This window comes from Streptomyces sp. LaBMicrA B280 (assembly GCF_049222185.1).
GTDB classification, from domain to species: domain Bacteria; phylum Actinomycetota; class Actinomycetes; order Streptomycetales; family Streptomycetaceae; genus Streptomyces; species Streptomyces murinus.
The window spans coordinates 174,123-192,849 of the sequence record NZ_JBMJCT010000015.1; the positions used below are offsets into that span (position 1 = coordinate 174,123).

The 18,727-nt window shown below is 71.0% G+C and carries 18 protein-coding genes and 1 pseudogene; 18 read left to right on the forward strand and 1 reads right to left on the reverse strand.

What is annotated here, in order from left to right:
• Nucleotides 1-136: 136 nt before the first annotated feature.
• The 5 genes and pseudogenes from ACLF5H_RS16005 (at nt 137) to ACLF5H_RS16025 (ending at nt 4,128) form a co-directional block, all read left to right on the forward strand.
• Nucleotides 137-984 (forward strand): annotated as a pseudogene (locus ACLF5H_RS16005) (Pro-rich N-terminal domain-containing protein).
• 125 nt (nt 985-1,109) lie between these two features.
• Complete coding sequence (locus ACLF5H_RS16010) at nt 1,110-2,216, forward strand: aminopeptidase P family protein (RefSeq protein ID WP_421676742.1); 1,107 nt, start codon at nt 1,110-1,112, stop codon at nt 2,214-2,216.
• 44 nt (nt 2,217-2,260) lie between these two features.
• A complete protein-coding gene (gene efp / locus ACLF5H_RS16015) occupies nt 2,261-2,827 on the forward strand; it encodes an elongation factor P (RefSeq protein ID WP_111586997.1) in 567 nt (188 codons plus the stop codon).
• A 2-nt stretch (nt 2,828-2,829) separates the two neighbouring features.
• Nucleotides 2,830-3,258, forward strand: coding sequence for a transcription antitermination factor NusB (nusB, locus tag ACLF5H_RS16020; protein ID WP_111586998.1), 429 nt, complete (start codon nt 2,830-2,832; stop codon nt 3,256-3,258).
• 279 nt (nt 3,259-3,537) lie between these two features.
• Nucleotides 3,538-4,128, forward strand: coding sequence for a TetR/AcrR family transcriptional regulator (locus ACLF5H_RS16025; RefSeq protein ID WP_421676743.1), 591 nt, complete (start codon nt 3,538-3,540; stop codon nt 4,126-4,128).
• A 220-nt stretch (nt 4,129-4,348) separates the two neighbouring features.
• Here the strand turns inward: ACLF5H_RS16025 and bldD are convergent, their stop codons facing one another.
• Nucleotides 4,349-4,852, reverse strand: coding sequence for a transcriptional regulator BldD (bldD, locus tag ACLF5H_RS16030; RefSeq protein WP_014671524.1), 504 nt, complete (start codon nt 4,850-4,852; stop codon nt 4,349-4,351).
• A 254-nt stretch (nt 4,853-5,106) separates the two neighbouring features.
• Here bldD and pyrR point away from each other — a divergent pair, with 254 nt between their 5' ends.
• From pyrR to ACLF5H_RS16095, 13 genes are all read left to right on the forward strand, one after another.
• Nucleotides 5,107-5,679 (forward strand): bifunctional pyr operon transcriptional regulator/uracil phosphoribosyltransferase PyrR, encoded by a 573-nt coding sequence (gene pyrR / locus ACLF5H_RS16035; protein WP_421676744.1) that lies wholly within the window; start codon nt 5,107-5,109, stop codon nt 5,677-5,679.
• Nucleotides 5,680-5,768: 89 nt separating this feature from the next.
• Complete coding sequence (locus ACLF5H_RS16040; RefSeq protein ID WP_421676745.1) at nt 5,769-6,746, forward strand: aspartate carbamoyltransferase catalytic subunit; 978 nt, start codon at nt 5,769-5,771, stop codon at nt 6,744-6,746.
• A gap of 4 nt (nt 6,747-6,750) precedes the next feature.
• Nucleotides 6,751-8,037, forward strand: a complete 1,287-nt coding sequence (locus ACLF5H_RS16045) for a dihydroorotase (RefSeq protein ID WP_421676746.1) — start codon at nt 6,751-6,753, stop codon at nt 8,035-8,037.
• Complete coding sequence (locus tag ACLF5H_RS16050) at nt 8,034-8,594, forward strand: hypothetical protein (protein ID WP_421676747.1); 561 nt, start codon at nt 8,034-8,036, stop codon at nt 8,592-8,594. The genes ACLF5H_RS16045 and ACLF5H_RS16050 overlap by 4 nt, the downstream gene beginning before the upstream one ends.
• A complete protein-coding gene (gene carA, locus ACLF5H_RS16055) occupies nt 8,591-9,733 on the forward strand; it encodes a glutamine-hydrolyzing carbamoyl-phosphate synthase small subunit (protein ID WP_421676748.1) in 1,143 nt (380 codons plus the stop codon). Before ACLF5H_RS16050 ends, carA begins: the two co-directional genes overlap by 4 nt.
• Nucleotides 9,726-13,034, forward strand: coding sequence for a carbamoyl-phosphate synthase large subunit (gene carB, locus ACLF5H_RS16060; RefSeq protein ID WP_421676749.1), 3,309 nt, complete (start codon nt 9,726-9,728; stop codon nt 13,032-13,034). The genes carA and carB overlap by 8 nt, the downstream gene beginning before the upstream one ends.
• Before the next feature lie 74 nt (nt 13,035-13,108).
• Nucleotides 13,109-14,215, forward strand: coding sequence for a quinone-dependent dihydroorotate dehydrogenase (locus ACLF5H_RS16065; protein ID WP_421676750.1), 1,107 nt, complete (start codon nt 13,109-13,111; stop codon nt 14,213-14,215).
• Complete coding sequence (gene pyrF, locus ACLF5H_RS16070; RefSeq protein WP_421676751.1) at nt 14,212-15,057, forward strand: orotidine-5'-phosphate decarboxylase; 846 nt, start codon at nt 14,212-14,214, stop codon at nt 15,055-15,057. Before ACLF5H_RS16065 ends, pyrF begins: the two co-directional genes overlap by 4 nt.
• A 269-nt stretch (nt 15,058-15,326) precedes the next feature.
• Nucleotides 15,327-15,650 (forward strand): integration host factor, encoded by a 324-nt coding sequence (locus ACLF5H_RS16075; RefSeq protein ID WP_037651003.1) that lies wholly within the window; start codon nt 15,327-15,329, stop codon nt 15,648-15,650.
• A gap of 61 nt (nt 15,651-15,711) precedes the next feature.
• On the forward strand, nt 15,712-16,305 hold the full coding sequence (gene gmk / locus ACLF5H_RS16080) for a guanylate kinase (RefSeq protein WP_051849846.1): 594 nt from the start codon (nt 15,712-15,714) through the stop codon (nt 16,303-16,305).
• A gap of 53 nt (nt 16,306-16,358) precedes the next feature.
• On the forward strand, nt 16,359-16,631 hold the full coding sequence (rpoZ, locus tag ACLF5H_RS16085; RefSeq protein WP_005319902.1) for a DNA-directed RNA polymerase subunit omega: 273 nt from the start codon (nt 16,359-16,361) through the stop codon (nt 16,629-16,631).
• Nucleotides 16,632-16,777: 146 nt separating this feature from the next.
• Complete coding sequence (coaBC, locus tag ACLF5H_RS16090; protein ID WP_421676758.1) at nt 16,778-17,980, forward strand: bifunctional phosphopantothenoylcysteine decarboxylase/phosphopantothenate--cysteine ligase CoaBC; 1,203 nt, start codon at nt 16,778-16,780, stop codon at nt 17,978-17,980.
• Nucleotides 17,981-18,228: 248 nt separating this feature from the next.
• Nucleotides 18,229-18,727: S-adenosylmethionine synthetase N-terminal domain-containing protein (locus ACLF5H_RS16095; protein WP_421676752.1), on the forward strand; the 499-nt coding region annotated here is incomplete at its 3' end.

The window sequence follows — 18,727 nt, forward strand, 5'->3', positions numbered from 1 at the left end:
CGGCGCATCGGGCACTTCGGATCGTCCCCGGCCGTTTCACCGAACGACGGCCGGGGGCGGTACCGTTCGCAGAGGAGCGGGGCCCACCCCCGCCGCCTGCACCCCCAACTGCCTGTACGAGACGGAGTGGCAACGGATGCAGCACGCAGTGGGATCTCCGCTGCCGCCGCCCCATCAGCCGGGGCACCGGCCGCACACCGGCTGGCCGTCGGCCGCGGGGCCCCCGGGTGAACCCCCCGCGCAGGGCCCCGCCGCCCCGCCCCCGGCCTTCCCGCCACCGTCACCGCCGTGCCGCAAGGGGCACCCGCCGGGCAGCACCGGGCCGCGCCGCCGCCCGACGGCACCGGCCATGTGCACCTGCCGCCGGGCGCCCCCTTCGGTGTGCCGACCCCGGCGCCGACCGCGACCGCGGTGCCCGATCCGACGACCACCACGCTGGCCGTCCTGCTGATCGGACCCGCCGGCGCCGGCAAGACCAGCGTGGCGAAGTACTGGGCGGACCACCGGCGGGTGCCGACGGCCCACATCAGCCTGGACGACGTCCGCGAGTGGGTGCGCTCCGGCTTCGCCGATCCGCAGTCCGGGTGGAACGACCACTCCGAGGCCCAGTACCGCCTGGCCCGCCGCACCTGCGGCTTCGCCGCGCGCAACTTCCTGGCCAACGGCATCTCCTGCATCCTGGACGACGCGGTCTTCCCGGACCGCCCGGTCGTCGGCCTCGGCGGCTGGAAGCGCCATGTCGGACCCGGCCTGCTCCCGGTCGTCCTGCTGCCCGGCCTGGACATCGTCCTGGAACGCAACGCCGAACGCTCCGGCAACCGCCGCCTCACCGACGAGGAGGTCGCCCGCATCCACGGCCGCATGGCCGGCTGGTACGGCTCGGGCCTCCCGATCATCGACAACTCCCAACTGGACGTCCCGGGCACGGCGAGGGTCCTGGACGAGGTCCTGGCGAGAGCGATAGCCAGCCCCCCGAACTGGTAGACCAGGGGAACCCGGTCCGGCCCGAGGGGCGCGGCGGAACCACCCCTCACAAGCCCCACCCCTCACGAGCCCCACTCGGCCCCCCTGAATCGGCACAAACGGCATAAAACTCCTACGCTCATCTCATGTCAGAGGTGTACGCGAACCGCCGATCCCGCCTGCGGGACCACTTCAACGCGGCCGGCACCGCGGCAGCGCTCGTCACCCGTCCCGCCAACGTGCGCTACCTCGCGGCCGCCGCCCCGCACGGCGCCGTCCTGCTCCTCGGCAGCAGCGAGGACCTCCTGGTGTGCGCGGTCCCGCCCGACGACCGCCCCTTCGAGGGGCGCCCGGACGAGGCCCTGCGGGTACAGGTCCTGCCCGCGCGGGGCGGCGACACCGCCGTGGCCGCGGCCGACCTCGCCCGGGGCCAGGGCGCGGACTCCCTCGCCGTGGAGGAGCACCATCTGACGGTCGCCCGGCACCGGGCCATCGCCGCGATCGCCCCGGCCCTGCGCCTCGCCGACGTCGGCTGCGCCGTGGAGCAGCTCAGGGTCGTCAAGGACGAGGAGGAGATCTCCTGCCTGCGCATCGGCGCCGAGATCGCCGACCAGGCCCTCGGCGAGCTGCTGGAGTCCATCCTCGTCGGCCGCACCGAACGGCACCTCGCCCTGGAGCTGGAGCGCCGCCTGGTCGACCACGGCGCCGACGGCCCGGCCTTCCCCACTTCCGTCGCCACCGGCCCGAACTCCGGCCGGCGCGGCCACCGGCCCACCGACCGGCGGGTGGAGGAGGGCGATTTCCTCTCCGTGTGCCTCGGCGCGACCTATCGCGGCTACCGCTGCGAGATCGGCCGTACGTTCGTCATCGGCACCTCTCCGGCGGACTGGCAGATCCAGCTGTACGACCTGGTCTTCTCCGCCCAGCGCGCCGGTCGCGAGGCCCTCGCCCCCGGCGCCGCCTACCGTGACGTGGACCGCGCGGCACGCCATGTGCTGGACTCCGCGGGCTACGCGGAGGCCCTGCCGCCGCTCACCGGGCACGGGGTCGGACTCGAAATCGACGAGGACCCGCAGTTGTCCCCCGCGGCCATGGGTAAACTGGACGCTTGCGTGCCGGTCACCGTCGAACCGGGGGTCCACCTCCCGGGCCGGGGCGGTGTCCGGATCGATGACACGCTCGTCGTGCGCCCCGAGGCGGACGGCGGACCCGAGCTACTCACCATCACGACCAAGGAGCTGCTCGCGCTGTAGCGCGTGACCCGGGGTCGTACGTCAGTCCAGGAGATTCCGCAACCGTGGCTTCCACGAACGACCTCAAGAACGGCCTGGTGCTCAAGCTCGAAGGCGGCCAGCTCTGGTCCGTCGTCGAGTTCCAGCACGTCAAGCCCGGCAAGGGCCCGGCCTTCGTGCGCACCAAGCTCAAGAACGTGCTCTCCGGCAAGGTCGTCGACAAGACCTTCAACGCCGGTGTCAAGGTCGAGACCGCCACTGTCGACAAGCGCGACATGCAGTTCTCGTACATGGACGGCGACTACTTCGTCTTCATGGACATGCAGACCTACGACCAGCTGATGGTCGACCGCAAGGCCGTCGGCGACGCCGCCAACTTCCTGATCGAGGGCTTCACCGCCACCGTGGCCCAGCACGAGGGCGAGGTGCTCTTCGTGGAGCTGCCCGCCGCCGTCGAGCTGGTCATCCAGGAGACCGAGCCGGGCGTCCAGGGCGACCGCTCCACCGGTGGCACCAAGCCCGCCACCCTGGAGACCGGTCACCAGATCCAGGTCCCGCTCTTCATCACCACCGGTGAGAAGATCAAGGTCGACACCCGTACGAGCGACTACCTCGGCCGGGTGAACAGCTAACCGTGGCTGCCCGCAACACGGCCCGCAAGCGCGCCTTCCAGATCCTCTTCGAGGGTGACCAGCGCGGCGCCGACGTCCTGACGGTCCTTGCCGACTGGGTCCGGCTGTCCCGGTCCGACACCCGGCAGCCGCCGGTCAGCGAGTACACGATGCAGCTGGTCGAGGGCTACGCCGAGCACGCCCGGCGCATCGACGAGCTGATCGCCCAGTACGCGGTCGGGTGGACGCTCGACCGGATGCCGGTCGTGGACCGCAACATCCTGCGGCTGGGCGCGTACGAGCTGATCTGGGTGGACGAGACCCCGGACGCCGTCGTGCTGGACGAGATGGTGCAGCTGGCGAAGGAGTTCTCGACCGATGAGTCGCCCTCGTTCGTCAACGGTCTCCTGGGGCGCTTCAAGGAGCTGAAGCCCTCGCTCCGCCGGGATTAGCCGGTAGAGGACCACCTGACCACCTGGAGGGGCGCCGGGCGACTGCGGGACGGCGGCTGCGGTTATGCCGTGGCGCGTCGCGCGGTGCCTCGCGCCCCTCAGGCATGTCCGCGGCCACCGGCCTTGAGAGGCCGGCCCGAGCAGTCGGATGAAAACGCCGCCGGGGGGGGGGGGGGGGGGGGGGGTTTTCCCCCCCCCCCCCCCCGCGCCGGCCCGAACGCTCCACGTACGATCGAACGCCGAACCGATGCCGCGAGACGAGCGATCTGGACTGCCCCTATGACGAGCACGCAGCTGCGCAAGGACGCCGCCCGCAACTGGGACCGGATCGTCGCGATAGCGCGCGAACTGGTGGACGAGGGCACCGCGCTCCAGCTCAACGATGTCGCGCGGCGGGCGGGGCTCGGGGTCGGGACCGTCTACCGGCACTTCGCCACGCCCGAGGCGCTGCTGGAGACCGTGGCCGCGCCCTGTCTGGAAGGTCTCGCGGAGCACGGCCGCGGGGCGCTGGCGCTGGCCGGCACGGATCCGCTGCGCGCGCTGGAGGGGTTCCTGTCGCGGGTCGTGGAGGCGCAGGTCACGGATGCGGCGCTGGCGCCGGTCGCGGCGGCGACGGCGGACGCGTTGCCGCGGACGGCCGAGCTGAAGGGGGCCCTCGCGGCGGCCGGCACGGAACTGCTCGACCGGGCGCGCGTGGCGGGGGCGGTCAGCGCGGACCTCACCGCGGGCGATCTCGTTCCGCTGATGTGCGGCATCGCGCACGCGGTGAATCTCCACGGCGGCGACAGGGCGTCCCGTCTGCGCACCGCCGACCGCTACCTGACCACGTTCTTCGAGGGCGCCCGCGTCCCGCCCGCGACGACGCCCTGACCGCGGGCCGCCGCCCTGGCCGCGGGCGGCCCGGGCCCAGCGCGGAGGCATGTCCGCGGCCAGCGGGCTTGGGGGGACGGCCCGAGGAGTCGGATGGAAAAGACGCCGGGGGGTGGTGGGGGGGGGTTGTTTTTTTTCTCCCACTTTTCCCCCCCCCTCCCCCCCCCCCCCCCCCCCCCCCCCCACGTTTCTGCTTGTTTGTCCGCAAAGACCTATGCGGTCACGCCTCTTCGTGCGTGGCCACCGCGCGGCGGGCGTCCGCGTCCAGGACGCCCCAGCTGATCAGCTGCTCGGTGAGGACCGAGGGGGACTGGTCGTAGATGACGGCGAGTGTGCGCAGGTCGTCCTGGCGGATCGAGAGCACCTTGCCGTTGTAGTCGCCGCGCTGGGACTGGATCGTCGCCGCGTAGCGCTGGAGGGGGCCCGCCTTCTCGGCCGGCACCGTGGCCAGCCGCTCCAGGTCGAGGACCAGCTTCGGCGGCGGCTCGGCGGCGCCGCCGGGCGTGGTGCCCGGCAGCAGCTCCTGCACCGGGACGCCATAGAAATCGGCCAGCTCGGCAAGGCGCTGCACGGTCACGGCACGGTCGCCGCGCTCGTACGAACCCACCACCACGGCCTTCCAGCGACCCTGGGACTTCTCCTCGACACCGTGGAGGGAAAGGCCCTGCTGGGTGCGGATGGCCCGGAGCTTGGCCCCGAGCTGTTTGGCGTATTCGCTGGACATATAGCTCCCCGGACACTGTGTCGACGCGGCCGGCTGTCTTCCCGCCGCGCGTTTTGGTAACTCACTGTGAGGTTACGCAGCGTGATTCTTCTGCGTCAAGCCGAATGGGCCACCCCGACGCTTCCGTGGTAGTGATGGCGCGTTGGGCCAAGGGGGTGAACCGAAGCGGTCCTCGCGACCTGCTACCGTAGATGGCGCAATTCCGACGTCCTTTAAGGTCCGTCCCGTGAGGCGGAGAAGGAGGTCCGTTTTTTATGGACACGAACGCCCATCTGTCGGCAACCGATGCCCGGCCCGTTCTCGAGGGCCCCGACATCGCGCGGGTACTGACCCGTATCGCCCACGAGATCGTCGAGCGCGCCAAGGGCGCCGACGACGTGGTGCTCCTCGGCATTCCCACCCGGGGCGTCTTCCTCGCCCAGCGGCTGGCCGCCAAGCTCGAGCAGATCACCGACCGCGCCATCCCGGTCGGCTCCCTCGACATCACCATGTACCGCGACGACCTGCGCATGCACCCGCCGCGTGCGCTGGCCCGCACCGAGATCCCCGGTGACGGCCTCGACGGCAGGCTGGTCGTCCTCGTGGACGACGTGCTCTTCTCCGGCCGCACCATCCGCGCCGCCCTCGACGCCCTGAACGACCTCGGGCGCCCGCGCGCGGTCCAGCTCGCGGTCCTCGTCGACCGCGGCCACCGGGAACTGCCGATCCGCGCCGACTACGTCGGTAAGAACCTCCCCACGTCGCTGCGGGAGACGGTCAAGGTCCAGCTCGCCGAGGAGGACGGTCGCGACACCGTGCTGCTCGGTGTGAAGCCGGCCGACCAGTAGCGAGTCAGGCGCGTCAGGGTCGCCTCGGCGTACCCGCTCACGCCCGGATTCGCCCCAATCCTCCCGAACTGCCTTACGGAGCCTGACAGATGCAGCGTCATCTCATCTCGGCCGCCGACCTCTCCCGCGACGACGCCGTCCTGATCCTCGACACCGCCGAGGAGATGGCCCGGGTCGCCGACCGGCCGATCAAGAAACTGCCGACCCTGCGCGGCCGTACCGTCGTGAACCTCTTCTTCGAGGACTCCACGCGCACCCGGATCTCCTTCGAGGCCGCCGAGAAGCGCCTGTCCGCGGATGTCATCAACTTCTCCGCCAAGGGATCGAGCGTGTCCAAGGGCGAGTCCCTGAAGGACACCGCCCAGACCCTGGAGGCGATGGGCGTCGACGCCGTCGTCATCCGGCACGGCGCCTCCGGCGCGCCCTACCGCCTCGCCACCTCCGGCTGGATCGACGCCGCCGTGATCAACGCGGGCGACGGCACCCACCAGCACCCCACCCAGGCCCTCCTGGACGCCTTCACGATGCGCCGCCGCCTGGTCGGCCGCGACGCCGGTCTCGGCCAGGACCTGGCCGGGAAGCGCGTCACCCTCGTCGGCGACGTCCTGCACAGCCGGGTCGCCCGCTCCAACGTCGACCTGCTGCACACCCTCGGCGCCGAGGTGACCCTGGTCGCCCCGCCCACCCTGATCCCGGTCGGCGTCGGGTCCTGGCCCTGCGAGGTGTCGTACGACCTCGACAGCACGCTGCCCAAGTGCGACGCGGTGATGATGCTGCGCGTGCAGCGGGAGCGGATGAACGCCGCCTTCTTCCCGACCGAGCGCGAGTACTCCCGGCGCTACGGCCTCGACGGCGACCGCATGGCCAAGCTGCCCGAGCACGCCATCGTGATGCACCCCGGCCCGATGGTGCGCGGCATGGAGATCACCGCCGAGGTCGCCGACTCCGACCGCTGCACCGCCGTGGAGCAGGTCGCCAACGGCGTGTCCATCCGGATGGCCGTCCTGTACCTGCTGCTCGGCGGCAACGAGCCCGCCGCCGCCCCCCTTCGCGCTGAGGAGAAGTAAGAACATGAGCAAGATCCTGATCCGCGGTGCGAAGGTGCTCGGTGGCGAGCAGCGGGACGTGCTGATCGACGGCGAGACCATCGCCGAGGTGGGCACCGGGCTGGCCGCCGAGGGCGCCGAGGTGATCGAGGCCGAGGGCAAGGTGCTGCTGCCGGGCCTGGTCGACCTGCACACCCATCTGCGCGAGCCCGGCCGCGAGGACTCCGAGACCGTCCTCACCGGCACCCGCGCGGCCGCGAGCGGCGGCTACACCGCCGTGTTCGCCATGGCCAACACCTTCCCCGTCGCCGACACCGCAGGCGTCGTCGAGCAGGTCTGGCGGCTCGGCCGGGAGCACGGCTACTGCGACGTCCAGCCCATCGGCGCCGTCACCGTCGGCCTGGAGGGCAGGAAGCTCGCCGAACTCGGCGCCATGCACGAGTCCGCCGCCGGGGTCACCGTCTTCTCCGACGACGGCAAGTGCGTGGACGACGCGGTGATCATGCGCCGCGCCCTGGAGTACGTGAAGGCGTTCGGCGGCATCGTCGCCCAGCACGCCCAGGAGCCGCGGCTGACCGAGGGCGCCCAGATGAACGAGGGCGTCGTCTCCGCCGAGCTGGGCCTCGGCGGCTGGCCCGCCGTCGCCGAGGAGTCGATCATCGCCCGCGACGTCCTGCTCGCCGAGCACGTCGGCTCCCGCGTCCACATCTGCCACCTGTCGACCGCCGGTTCCGTCGAGATCGTCCGCTGGGCCAAGTCCCGCGGCATCCAGGTCACCGCCGAGGTCACCCCGCACCACCTGCTGCTCACCGACGAGCTGGTGCGCACCTACAACCCCGTCTACAAGGTCAACCCGCCGCTGCGCACCGAGCGCGACGTCATGGCGCTGCGCGAGGCCCTCGCCGACGGCACGATCGACATCGTCGCCACCGACCACGCCCCGCACCCGCACGAGGACAAGGACTGCGAGTGGGCCGCGGCCGCCATGGGCATGGTGGGCCTGGAGACCGCGCTGTCGGTGGTGCAGGAGACCATGGTCGGCACGGGCCTGCTGGACTGGGCCGGCGTCGCCGACCGGATGTCCGCCAAGCCCGCGCAGATCGGACAGGCCACCGGACACGGCCGTCCCGTCTCGGCCGGTGAGCCTGCCAACCTCACCCTGGTCGACACGGCATACCGTGGCCAGGTGGACCCCGCGGGCTTCGCCTCGCGCAGCCGCAACACCCCCTACCAGGGGCGCGAGCTGCCGGGCCGTGTGACGCACACATGGCTGCGGGGCAAGGCCACGCTCGTCGACGGGAAGCTCACGTGACACCTGTAATCCTCCTGGCCGAGGCAGAGAAGTCGGCCCCGGTCACCGACTGGCCGGCGCGCATCGGCTGGCTCGTCGGACTCCTGCTCTTCATCGCGCTCGTCTACTGGCTGATGCGCGAGGGCTGGAAATGGCGCGCCACGCTCCAGAGCGACATCCCGGAGCTGCCCGCCGCGCCCGAGGACACCGGCCCGGTGAAACTGACCATGAGCGGCCGCTACCACGGCTCCACCGCCGCGGGGCAGTGGCTGGACCGCATCGTGGCCCACGGCCTGGGCACCCGGAGCCTGGCCGAGCTCACCCTCACCGACGCGGGCCTGGAGGTCGAACGCCCCGGCGCGAACGACTTCTTCATCCCGGCCGCCGCCCTGCGCGAGGCCCGGCTCGACAAGGGCATCGCGGGCAAGGTCCTCACCGAGGGCGGACTGCTGGTGGTGACCTGGGCGCACGGCGACAAACTGATCGACTCCGGTTTCCGCTCCGACCACGCGGCCGAGCATCCCGCATGGGCCGACACGCTCAACCACATGATCAACGACACGGAAGGCGCACGATGACGACCTCCACCAGGGGAGCCGCGAAGACTCCCGCCGTACTCGTCCTGGAGGACGGCCGCACCTTCCGCGGCCGTGCCTACGGGGCCGTGGGGGAGACCTTCGGCGAGGCCGTGTTCTCCACCGGTATGACCGGCTACCAGGAGACCCTGACCGACCCGTCGTACGACCGTCAGATCGTCGTCGCCACCGCCCCGCAGATCGGCAACACCGGCTGGAACGACGAGGACGACGAGTCGGGCCGCATCTGGGTCTCCGGCTATGTGGTCCGCGACCCCGCGCGCGTGCCGTCCAACTGGCGGGCCAAGCGCTCCCTGGACGACGAGCTGGAGCGGCAGGGCGTCGTCGGCATCTCCGGCATCGACACCCGCGCCCTCACCCGCCATCTGCGCGAGCGCGGCTCCATGCGGGCCGGCATCTTCTCCGGCGAGGCCGTCGCGGCCGAAGCGGAGCTGCTGGCCCGGGTGCAGGCCCAGCCCCACATGAAGGGCGCGAGCCTCTACGAGGAGGTCGCCACCAAGGAGGCGTACGTCGTCCCCGCGGTCGGCGAGAAGAAGTTCACCGTCGCCGCGATCGACCTCGGCATCAAGGGCATGACCCCGCACCGCATGGCCGAGCGCGGCATCGAGGTGCACGTGCTGCCCGCCACCGCCACCGCCGAGGAGATCTACGCCGTCAGCCCCGACGGCGTGTTCTTCTCCAACGGCCCCGGCGACCCCGCCACCGCGGACGGCCCGGTCGCCCTGATGACCGCCGTCCTGGAGCGCCGGACGCCGCTGTTCGGCATCTGCTTCGGCAACCAGATCCTCGGCCGCGCCCTCGGCTTCGGCACCTACAAGCTGAAGTACGGCCACCGGGGCATCAACCAGCCGGTCCAGGACCGTACGACCGGCAAGGTCGAGGTCACCGCGCACAACCACGGCTTCGCCGTCGACGCGCCGCTCGACCAGGTCAGCGACACGAAGTTCGGCCGCGCCGAGGTCTCGCACGTCTGTCTGAACGACGACGTCGTGGAGGGGCTCCAGCTGCTCGACCAGCCCGCCTTCTCCGTCCAGTACCACCCCGAAGCGGCCGCCGGCCCGCACGACGCCGCCTACCTGTTCGACCGCTTCGTTTCCCTGATGGAGGGCCAGCGTGCCTAAGCGCACCGATATCCAGTCCGTCCTGGTCATCGGCTCCGGCCCGATCGTCATCGGCCAGGCCGCCGAGTTCGACTACTCCGGCACCCAGGCATGCCGCGTGCTCAAGGCCGAGGGCCTGCGCGTCATCCTCGTCAACTCCAACCCGGCGACGATCATGACCGACCCGGAGATCGCCGACGCCACGTACGTCGAGCCGATCACCCCCGAGTTCGTCGAGAAGATCATCGCCAAGGAGCGCCCCGACACCCTGCTGCCCACCCTGGGCGGCCAGACGGCCCTGAACACCGCCATCTCGCTGCATGAGAACGGCGTTCTGGCCAAGTACGGCGTCGAGCTGATCGGCGCCAAGCCCGAGGCCATCCACAAGGGCGAGGACCGCGACCTCTTCAAGGACGTCGTGGCGGAGGTCCGCCGCAAGATCGGGCACGGCGAGTCCGCCCGCTCGGTGATCTGCCACACCATGGACGACGTCCTCAAGGGCGTCGAGACGCTCGGCGGCTACCCGGTCGTCGTGCGCCCCTCCTTCACCATGGGCGGCGCCGGCTCCGGCTTCGCGCACGACGAGGAGGAGCTGCGCCGCATCGCCGGCCAGGGCCTCACCCTCTCGCCGACCACCGAGGTGCTCCTGGAGGAGTCCATCCTCGGCTGGAAGGAGTACGAGCTGGAGCTGATGCGCGACAAGAACGACAATGTCGTGGTCGTCTGCTCCATCGAGAACTTCGACCCCATGGGCGTGCACACCGGTGACTCCATCACCGTCGCGCCCGCCATGACGCTCACCGACCGCGAGTACCAGATCCTGCGCGACGTCGGCATCGCCGTGATCCGCGAGGTCGGCGTCGACACCGGCGGCTGCAACATCCAGTTCGCGGTCGACCCCGTGGACGGCCGGGTGATCGTCATCGAGATGAACCCGCGCGTGTCGCGTTCCTCGGCCCTCGCCTCCAAGGCGACCGGCTTCCCGATCGCGAAGATCGCCGCCAAGCTGGCCGTCGGCTACACCCTGGACGAGATCCCGAACGACATCACCCAGGAGACCCCGGCCTCCTTCGAGCCCACGCTCGACTATGTCGTCGTCAAGGCGCCCCGGTTCGCTTTCGAGAAGTTCCCGCAGGCCGACTCCACGCTGACCACCACCATGAAGTCGGTCGGCGAGGCCATGGCCATCGGCCGCAACTTCCCCGAGGCCTTCCAGAAGGCGCTGCGCTCGCTGGAGAAGAAGGGCAGCCAGTTCACCTTCACCGGCGAGCCCGGCGACAAGGAGGCGCTGCTGCGCGAGGCGGTGCGGCCCACCGACGGCCGGATCAACACCGTCATGCAGGCCATCCGCGCCGGCGCCACCCCCGAGGAGGTCTTCGAGTACACGAAGATCGACCCCTGGTTCGTGGACCAGCTCTTCCTCATCAAGGAGATCGCGGACGAGCTGGCCGAGGCCGCCGAACTCACCGGCGACCTGCTCGGCGAGGCCAAGCGGCACGGCTTCTCCGACCAGCAGATCGCCGAGATCCGCGGCCTGCAGGAGGACGTCGTGCGCGAGGTCCGGCACGCGCTCGGCATCCGCCCGGTCTACAAGACGGTCGACACCTGCGCCGCCGAGTTCGCCGCCCGGACGCCGTACTTCTACTCCGCCTACGACGAGGAGTCGGAGGTCGCCCCGCGCGAGAAGCCGGCCGTCATCATCCTCGGCTCCGGCCCCAACCGCATCGGCCAGGGCATCGAGTTCGACTACTCCTGCGTCCACGCCTCCTTCGCGCTGTCCGACGCCGGGTACGAGACCGTGATGGTCAACTGCAACCCGGAGACCGTCTCCACCGACTACGACACCTCCGACCGGCTGTACTTCGAGCCGCTCACCCTGGAGGACGTCCTGGAGATCGTGCACGCCGAGCAGCAGGCGGGCCCGGTCGCCGGTGTGATCGTCCAGCTCGGCGGCCAGACCCCGCTCGGCCTCTCGCAGGCCCTCAAGGACAACGGCGTGCCGGTCGTGGGCACCTCCCCGGAGGCCATCCACGCCGCCGAGGACCGCGGCGCCTTCGGCCGCGTCCTCGCCGAGGCCGGCCTGCCCGCCCCCAAGCACGGCACCGCCACCACCTTCGCGGGCGCCAAGGCCATCGCCGACGAGATCGGCTACCCGGTCCTGGTCCGGCCCTCGTACGTGCTCGGCGGGCGCGGCATGGAGATCGTCTACGACGAGACCCGCCTCGCCGCCTACATCGCCGAGTCCACCGAGATCAGCCCCTCCCGGCCGGTCCTCGTCGACCGCTTCCTGGACGACGCCATCGAGATCGACGTCGACGCGCTCTACGACGGCGAGGAGCTGTACCTCGGCGGCGTCATGGAGCACATCGAGGAGGCCGGCATCCACTCCGGCGACTCGGCGTGCGCCCTGCCCCCGATCACCCTCGGCGGCTTCGACATCAAGCGGCTGCGCGCCTCCACCGAGGCCATCGCCAAGGGCGTCGGCGTGCGCGGTCTGATCAACATCCAGTTCGCGATGGCCGGCGACATCCTCTACGTCCTGGAGGCCAACCCGCGCGCCTCCCGTACGGTCCCCTTCACCTCGAAGGCGACCGCGGTGCCGCTCGCCAAGGCCGCCGCCCGGATCTCGCTGGGCGCGACCGTCGCCGAGCTGCGCGCCGAGGGCCTGCTGCCCAGGCACGGCGACGGCGGCGAGCTGCCGCTGGACGCGCCGATCTCCGTCAAGGAGGCCGTGATGCCCTGGTCGCGCTTCCGCGACATCCAGGGCCGCGGTGTGGACACCGTCCTCGGCCCGGAGATGCGCTCCACCGGCGAGGTCATGGGCATCGACTCCGTCTTCGGCACGGCCTACGCCAAGTCGCAGGCGGGCGCCTACGGTCCGCTGCCCACCAAGGGCCGCGCGTTCATCTCGGTCGCCAACCGCGACAAGCGCTCGATGATCTTCCCGGCCCGCGAGCTGGTCGCCCACGGCTTCGAGCTGCTGGCCACCTCCGGCACCGCCGAGGTCCTCAAGCGCAACGGCATCAACGCCACCGTGGTGCGCAAGCAGTCCGAGGGCACCGGCCCGAACGGCGAGAAGACCATCGTCCAGCTCATCCACGACGGCGAGGTCGACCTCATCGTCAACACGCCGTACGGCACCGGCGGCCGCCTCGACGGCTACGACATCCGTACGGCCGCCGTCGCCCGCTCCGTGCCGTGCCTGACGACCGTCCAGGCGCTCGCCGCGGCCGTCCAGGGCATCGATGCCCTCAACCACGGCGACGTGGGCGTCCGCTCGCTCCAGGAACACGCACGGCACCTGACCGCCGCCCGCGACTAGCGCTCCGCTGGCCCCTAGCCGCCCATGAGGGGGGACTCCGGAAACGGTGTCCCCCCTTGGTGTGAGGACACTTGATGTATCACCTCTTCTTCCGTCTGTTCTTCAAACGGATGGACCCCGAGAAGGCCCACCACCTCGCCTTCCGCTGGATCCGGCTCGCCGTGCGCGTCCCGGTGCTGCGCACCTTCGTCGCGGCCGCCCTCGCGCCCCGCCACAAGGAGCTGCGCACCGAGGCGTTCGGGCTGCGGATGCACGGCCCGTTCGGGCTCGCGGCCGGTTTCGACAAGAACGCCGTGGCGGTCGACGGGATGTCGATGCTGGGCTTCGACCATGTCGAGATCGGCACGGTCACCGGCGAGCCGCAGCCCGGCAACCCCAGGAAGCGTCTGTTCCGCCTCGTCGCGGACCGCGCGCTGATCAACCGCATGGGCTTCAACAACGACGGCTCGCTGGCCGTGGCGGCCCGCCTGGCCACCCGTGAGCCCGTCTTCAGGACGGTCGTCGGCGTCAACATCGGCAAGACCAAGGTCGTCCCGGAGGCGGAGGCCGTCGCCGACTACGTGAAGTCCGCCGAGCGCCTCGCGGCGTACGCCGACTACCTGGTCGTCAACGTCTCCTCGCCGAACACGCCCGGCCTGCGCGACCTCCAGGCCGTCGACCACCTGCGCCCGCTGCTGACCGCCGTGCGCGAGGCCGCCGACCGGGTGGTCGCCAACCGCCGCGTGCCGCTCCTGGTGAAGATCGCCCCGGACCTCGCCGACGAGGACGTCGACGCCGTCGCCGACCTGGCCGTGGAACTGGGCCTGGACGGCATCATCGCCACCAACACCACCATCGCCCGCGAGGGCCTGGGCCTGAAGTCCCCCGCCGCGCTGACCGGGGAGACCGGCGGCCTGTCCGGCGCGCCCCTCAAGGCGCGCTCCCTGGAGGTCCTGCGCCGCCTGTACGCCCGTGTGGGCGACCGGATCACCCTGGTGGGCGTCGGGGGCGTCGAGACCGCCGAGGACGCCTGGCAGCGCATCCTGGCCGGTGCCACGCTGGTCCAGGGCTACAGCGCCTTCATCTACGAGGGCCCCTTCTGGTGCCGCGCGATCCACAAGGGCCTCGCCGCCCGGCTGCGCACCAGCCCGTACGCCACCCTCGCCGACGCGGTCGGCGCCGACGTGAGGAAGCCCGCATGACTTCGCTGGAGCCCTTCGGCGCCCGGCTGCGCCGCGCCATGGACGAGCGCGGCCCGCTGTGCGTCGGCATCGACCCGCACGCCTCCCTGCTCGCCGAGTGGGGCCTCGCCGACGACGTGGCGGGCCTGGAGCGGTTCAGCCGCAGCGTCGTCGAGGCCCTGGCCGACCGGGTGGCCGTGCTCAAGCCGCAGAGCGCGTTCTTCGAGCGGTTCGGCTCGCGCGGCGTCGCCGTCCTGGAGAAGTCGGTCCAGGAGGCGCGCGCGGCCGGCGCCCTGGTCGTGATGGACGCCAAGCGCGGCGACATCGGCTCGACCATGGCCGCCTACGCCGAGGCGTTCCTGCACCGGGACGCCCCGCTGTTCTCCGACGCGCTGACCGTCTCGCCGTACCTCGGCTACGGCTCGCTGAGCCCGGCCGTGAAGCTGGCCGAGGAGAACGGCGCGGGGCTGTTCGTGCTGGCCCTGACCTCCAACCCGGAGGGCGGCGAGGTGCAGCACGCGGTGCGCGCCGACGGGCGGGGCGTGGGCGCGACCATGCTGGCCCATCTGGCGGCCCAGAACGCGGGAGCGGAGCCGCTGGGCTCCTTCGGCGCGGTCGTCGGCGCCACGCTCGGCGACCTGTCCGCCTACGACCTGGACATCAACGGCCCGCTCCTCGCGCCCGGCATCGGCGCCCAGGGCGCGACCCCGGCCGACCTCCCGGGGGTCTTCGGGGCGGCCGTGAGCAATGTCGTGCCGAACGTCAGCCGGGGTGTGCTGCGGCACGGACCCGACGTCGGGGCGCTGCGCGCGGCGGCCGAACGCTTCGCGGAGGAGATCAGGACGGCCGTCGCCGGAGGCTGAGACCCGCCTTCGGGTGCTCGGTTGAGCGGACCGGCGGCGACTTGAGTGTGAATACATCCTCAAATCAAGGGCAGTATGTCTGAAATGTCTGGCCTGGCGGAGGCTGACCAGGACTTTTCCGCTGTTCTCGCTGACTCTGGCGGACTTGGCCGCTAGTCTCCGAGCGAGGGTGAACGGGCAAGCGTGTTGCTCGTGGCTCCCCAGGTGTGGGGCGACTAGGTTCCTCACCGGTCCGTATCCGACAGTTCGACATCCGAGGTGACGTAGGCGTGGCTCTTCCGCCCCTTACCCCTGAACAGCGCGCAGCCGCGCTCGAAAAGGCCGCCGCGGCTCGCCGGGAGCGGGCCGAGGTCAAGAATCGACTCAAGCACTCCGGCGCCTCCCTGCACGAGGTGATCAAGCAGGGCCAGGAGAACGACGTCATCGGCAAGATGAAGGTCTCCGCGCTGCTCGAATCCATGCCGGGCGTGGGCAAGGTCCGCGCCAAGCAGATCATGGAGCGTCTGGGCATCTCCGAGAGCCGCCGTGTGCGGGGTCTCGGATCCAACCAGATCGCCTCCCTGGAGCGTGAGTTCGGCAGCACCGGCGCCTGAGTCCGGCCCGGCACCGGACCGGGAGTCCCGGGCACCCCGGGATTGCTGGAATAATCGCTGCATGGCTGCAACATTCCGGGGGACGACCCCCGAGCCCCCGGACGTACGTCCGCGGCTGACCGTGCTCTCCGGCCCCTCCGGGGTCGGCAAGAGCACGGTCGTCGCTCATATGCGCAAGGAACACCCCGAGGTCTGGCTCTCGGTGTCGGCGACGACCCGCAAGCCGCGCCCCGGCGAACAGCACGGAGTGCACTACTTCTTCGTCACCGACGACGAGATGGACAAGCTGATCGCCAACGGCGAGCTGCTGGAGTGGGCCGAATTCGCCGGCAACCGGTACGGCACGCCCCGCGCCGCCGTCCTGGAGCGGCTGGAGAAGGGTGAGCCCGTCCTGCTGGAGATCGACCTCCAGGGTGCCCGCCAGGTCCGTGAGTCGATGTCCGACGCACGGCTGGTGTTCCTGGCTCCGCCCTCCTGGGAGGAGCTGGTGCGCAGGCTGACCGGCCGGGGCACCGAGTCGCCCGAGGTCATCGAGCGCCGGCTGGCGGCGGCCAGGACCGAACTGGCGGCCGAGCCGGAGTTCGACGAGACCCTGGTCAACACCTCCGTCGAGGACGTGGCCCGTGAGCTGCTAGCCTTGATGGACGTTGTGTAATCGTGACGCTGATCACGGTCATTGATTCTTTTCCATCCATCGGAAGGTAGAGCGTGTCCTCTTCCATCACCGCGCCCGAGGGCATCATCAACCCGCCGATCGACGAGCTCCTCGAGGCAACCGACTCGAAGTACAGCCTCGTGATCTACGCGGCCAAGCGTGCTCGCCAGATCAACGCGTACTACTCGCAGCTCGGTGAGGGCCTCCTCGAGTACGTGGGTCCGCTCGTCGACACCCACGTCCACGAGAAGCCGCTCTCGATCGCCCTGCGCGAGATCAACGCCGGTCTGCTGACCTCCGAGGCCATCGAGGGCCCCGCGCAGTAGTACTCCGCGGGTTCGCCCAGTAGTTCGAGGGCTCGCCCGGTAGTACGTTCAGACCGCAGATGGTGTTATCCACAGGCCCGGCAGCCATGCTGCCGGGCCTGTGGTGTGTCATGGGTGTTGCAGGTTTTCCGGACCGAGGAGACATGGTGGACAAGCCGAGGGTGGTACTGGGAGTCAGCGGTGGCATCGCCGCTTACAAGGCCTGTGAGCTGCTGAGAAGGTTCACCGAGTCGGGCCATGACGTGCGCGTGGTGCCGACCGCGTCCGCGCTGCACTTCGTCGGCGCCGCCACCTTCTCCGCCCTGTCAGGCAACCCCGTCGCCACCGAGGTCTGGGACTCCGTGCACGAGGTCCCGCACGTCCGCATCGGCCAGCACGCCGACCTCGTCGTGGCCGCCCCCGCCACCGCCGACCTGCTCGCCAAGGCCGCCCACGGCCTCGCCGACGACCTGCTCACCAACACCCTCCTGACGGCCCGCTGCCCCGTGGTCTTCGCCCCGGCCATGCACACCGAGATGTGGGAGCACCCCGCCACCCAGGAGAACGTGGCCACGCTGCGCCGCCGCGGCGCCGTCGTCATCGAGCCCGCCGTCGGCCGTCTCACCGGCGTCGACACCGGCAAGGGCCGGCTGCCCGACCCGGGCGAGATCTTCGAGGTCTGCCGTCGCGTCCTCGCCCGCGGCGTCCAGGAGCCCGACCTGCGCGGCCGCCATGTGGTGGTCTCCGCGGGCGGCACCCGCGAGCCCCTGGACCCGGTGCGCTTCCTCGGCAACCGCTCCTCCGGCAAGCAGGGCTACGCCCTCGCCCGCACCGCCGCCGCCCGCGGCGCCCGGGTGACGCTGATCGCGGCCAACACCCAGCTGCCCGACCCCGCGGGCGTGGACGTCGTACCGGTCGGCACCGCCGTCCAACTGCGCGAGGCCGTGCTGAAGGCCGCGGCGGACGCCGACGCCGTGGTCATGGCCGCGGCCGTCGCCGACTTCCGGCCCAGTGCCTACGCCACCGGCAAGATCAAGAAAAAGGACGGCAAGGAGCCCGATCCCATCGTCCTGGTCCGCAACCCGGACATCCTCGCCGAGGTCTCCGCCGAACGGGCCAGGGCCGGACAGGTGATCGTGGGCTTCGCCGCCGAGACCGACGACGTCCTCGCCAACGGCCGCGCCAAGCTCACCCGCAAGGGCTGCGACCTGCTCGTCGTCAACGAGGTGGGGGAGCGCAAGACCTTCGGCTCCGAGGAGAACGAAGCCGTCGTACTGGGCGCCGACGGCAGCGAGAACCCCGTGCCGCACGGGCCCAAGGAGGCCCTCGCCGACATCGTCTGGGACCTCGTCGTGGACCGCCTCGACTGACCCCCGCGCGGCCGGCCGGGCGAATCCGGAGACGGATTCAGGCCACGCTCACATCGGGGACCGATACCCTGGCCAAGGTCGTCGGGCATTGTGCACAATGCCCGTGCCGCAGGTCACAGCGCTCCCGAGAGGCGAGACAGTGGCCCATCGGCCGAGCGCGACCGATAAACTGTTGAAGGTCGACCGGGCGCAGCCCCGCGTCGACTGCAAATGATCAGCCAGCAGCCGCTGCAACCACAGGGAGCGTTGTGTCCCGTCGCCTGTTCACCTCGGAGTCCGTGACCGAGGGTCACCCCGACAAGATCGCTGACCAGATCAGCGACACCATTCTCGACGCGCTTCTGCGCGAGGACCCGTCCTCCCGGGTCGCCGTGGAGACGCTCATCACCACCGGCCTGGTGCACGTGGCCGGCGAGGTGACCACCAAGGCGTACGCGGACATCGCGACCCTGGTCCGCGGAAAGATCCTGGAGATCGGCTACGACTCCTCGAAGAAGGGCTTCGACGGCGCCTCCTGCGGCGTGTCGGTGTCCATCGGCGCGCAGTCCCCGGACATCGCGCAGGGCGTCGACACGGCCTACGAGTCGCGTGTCGAGGGTGGTGCCGCGGGCGAGCAGGACGAGCTGGACAAGCAGGGCGCGGGCGACCAGGGCCTGATGTTCGGCTACGCGTCCGACGAGACGCCGACCCTGATGCCGCTGCCCGTCTTCCTGGCGCACCGCCTGTCGAAGCGGCTCTCGGACGTCC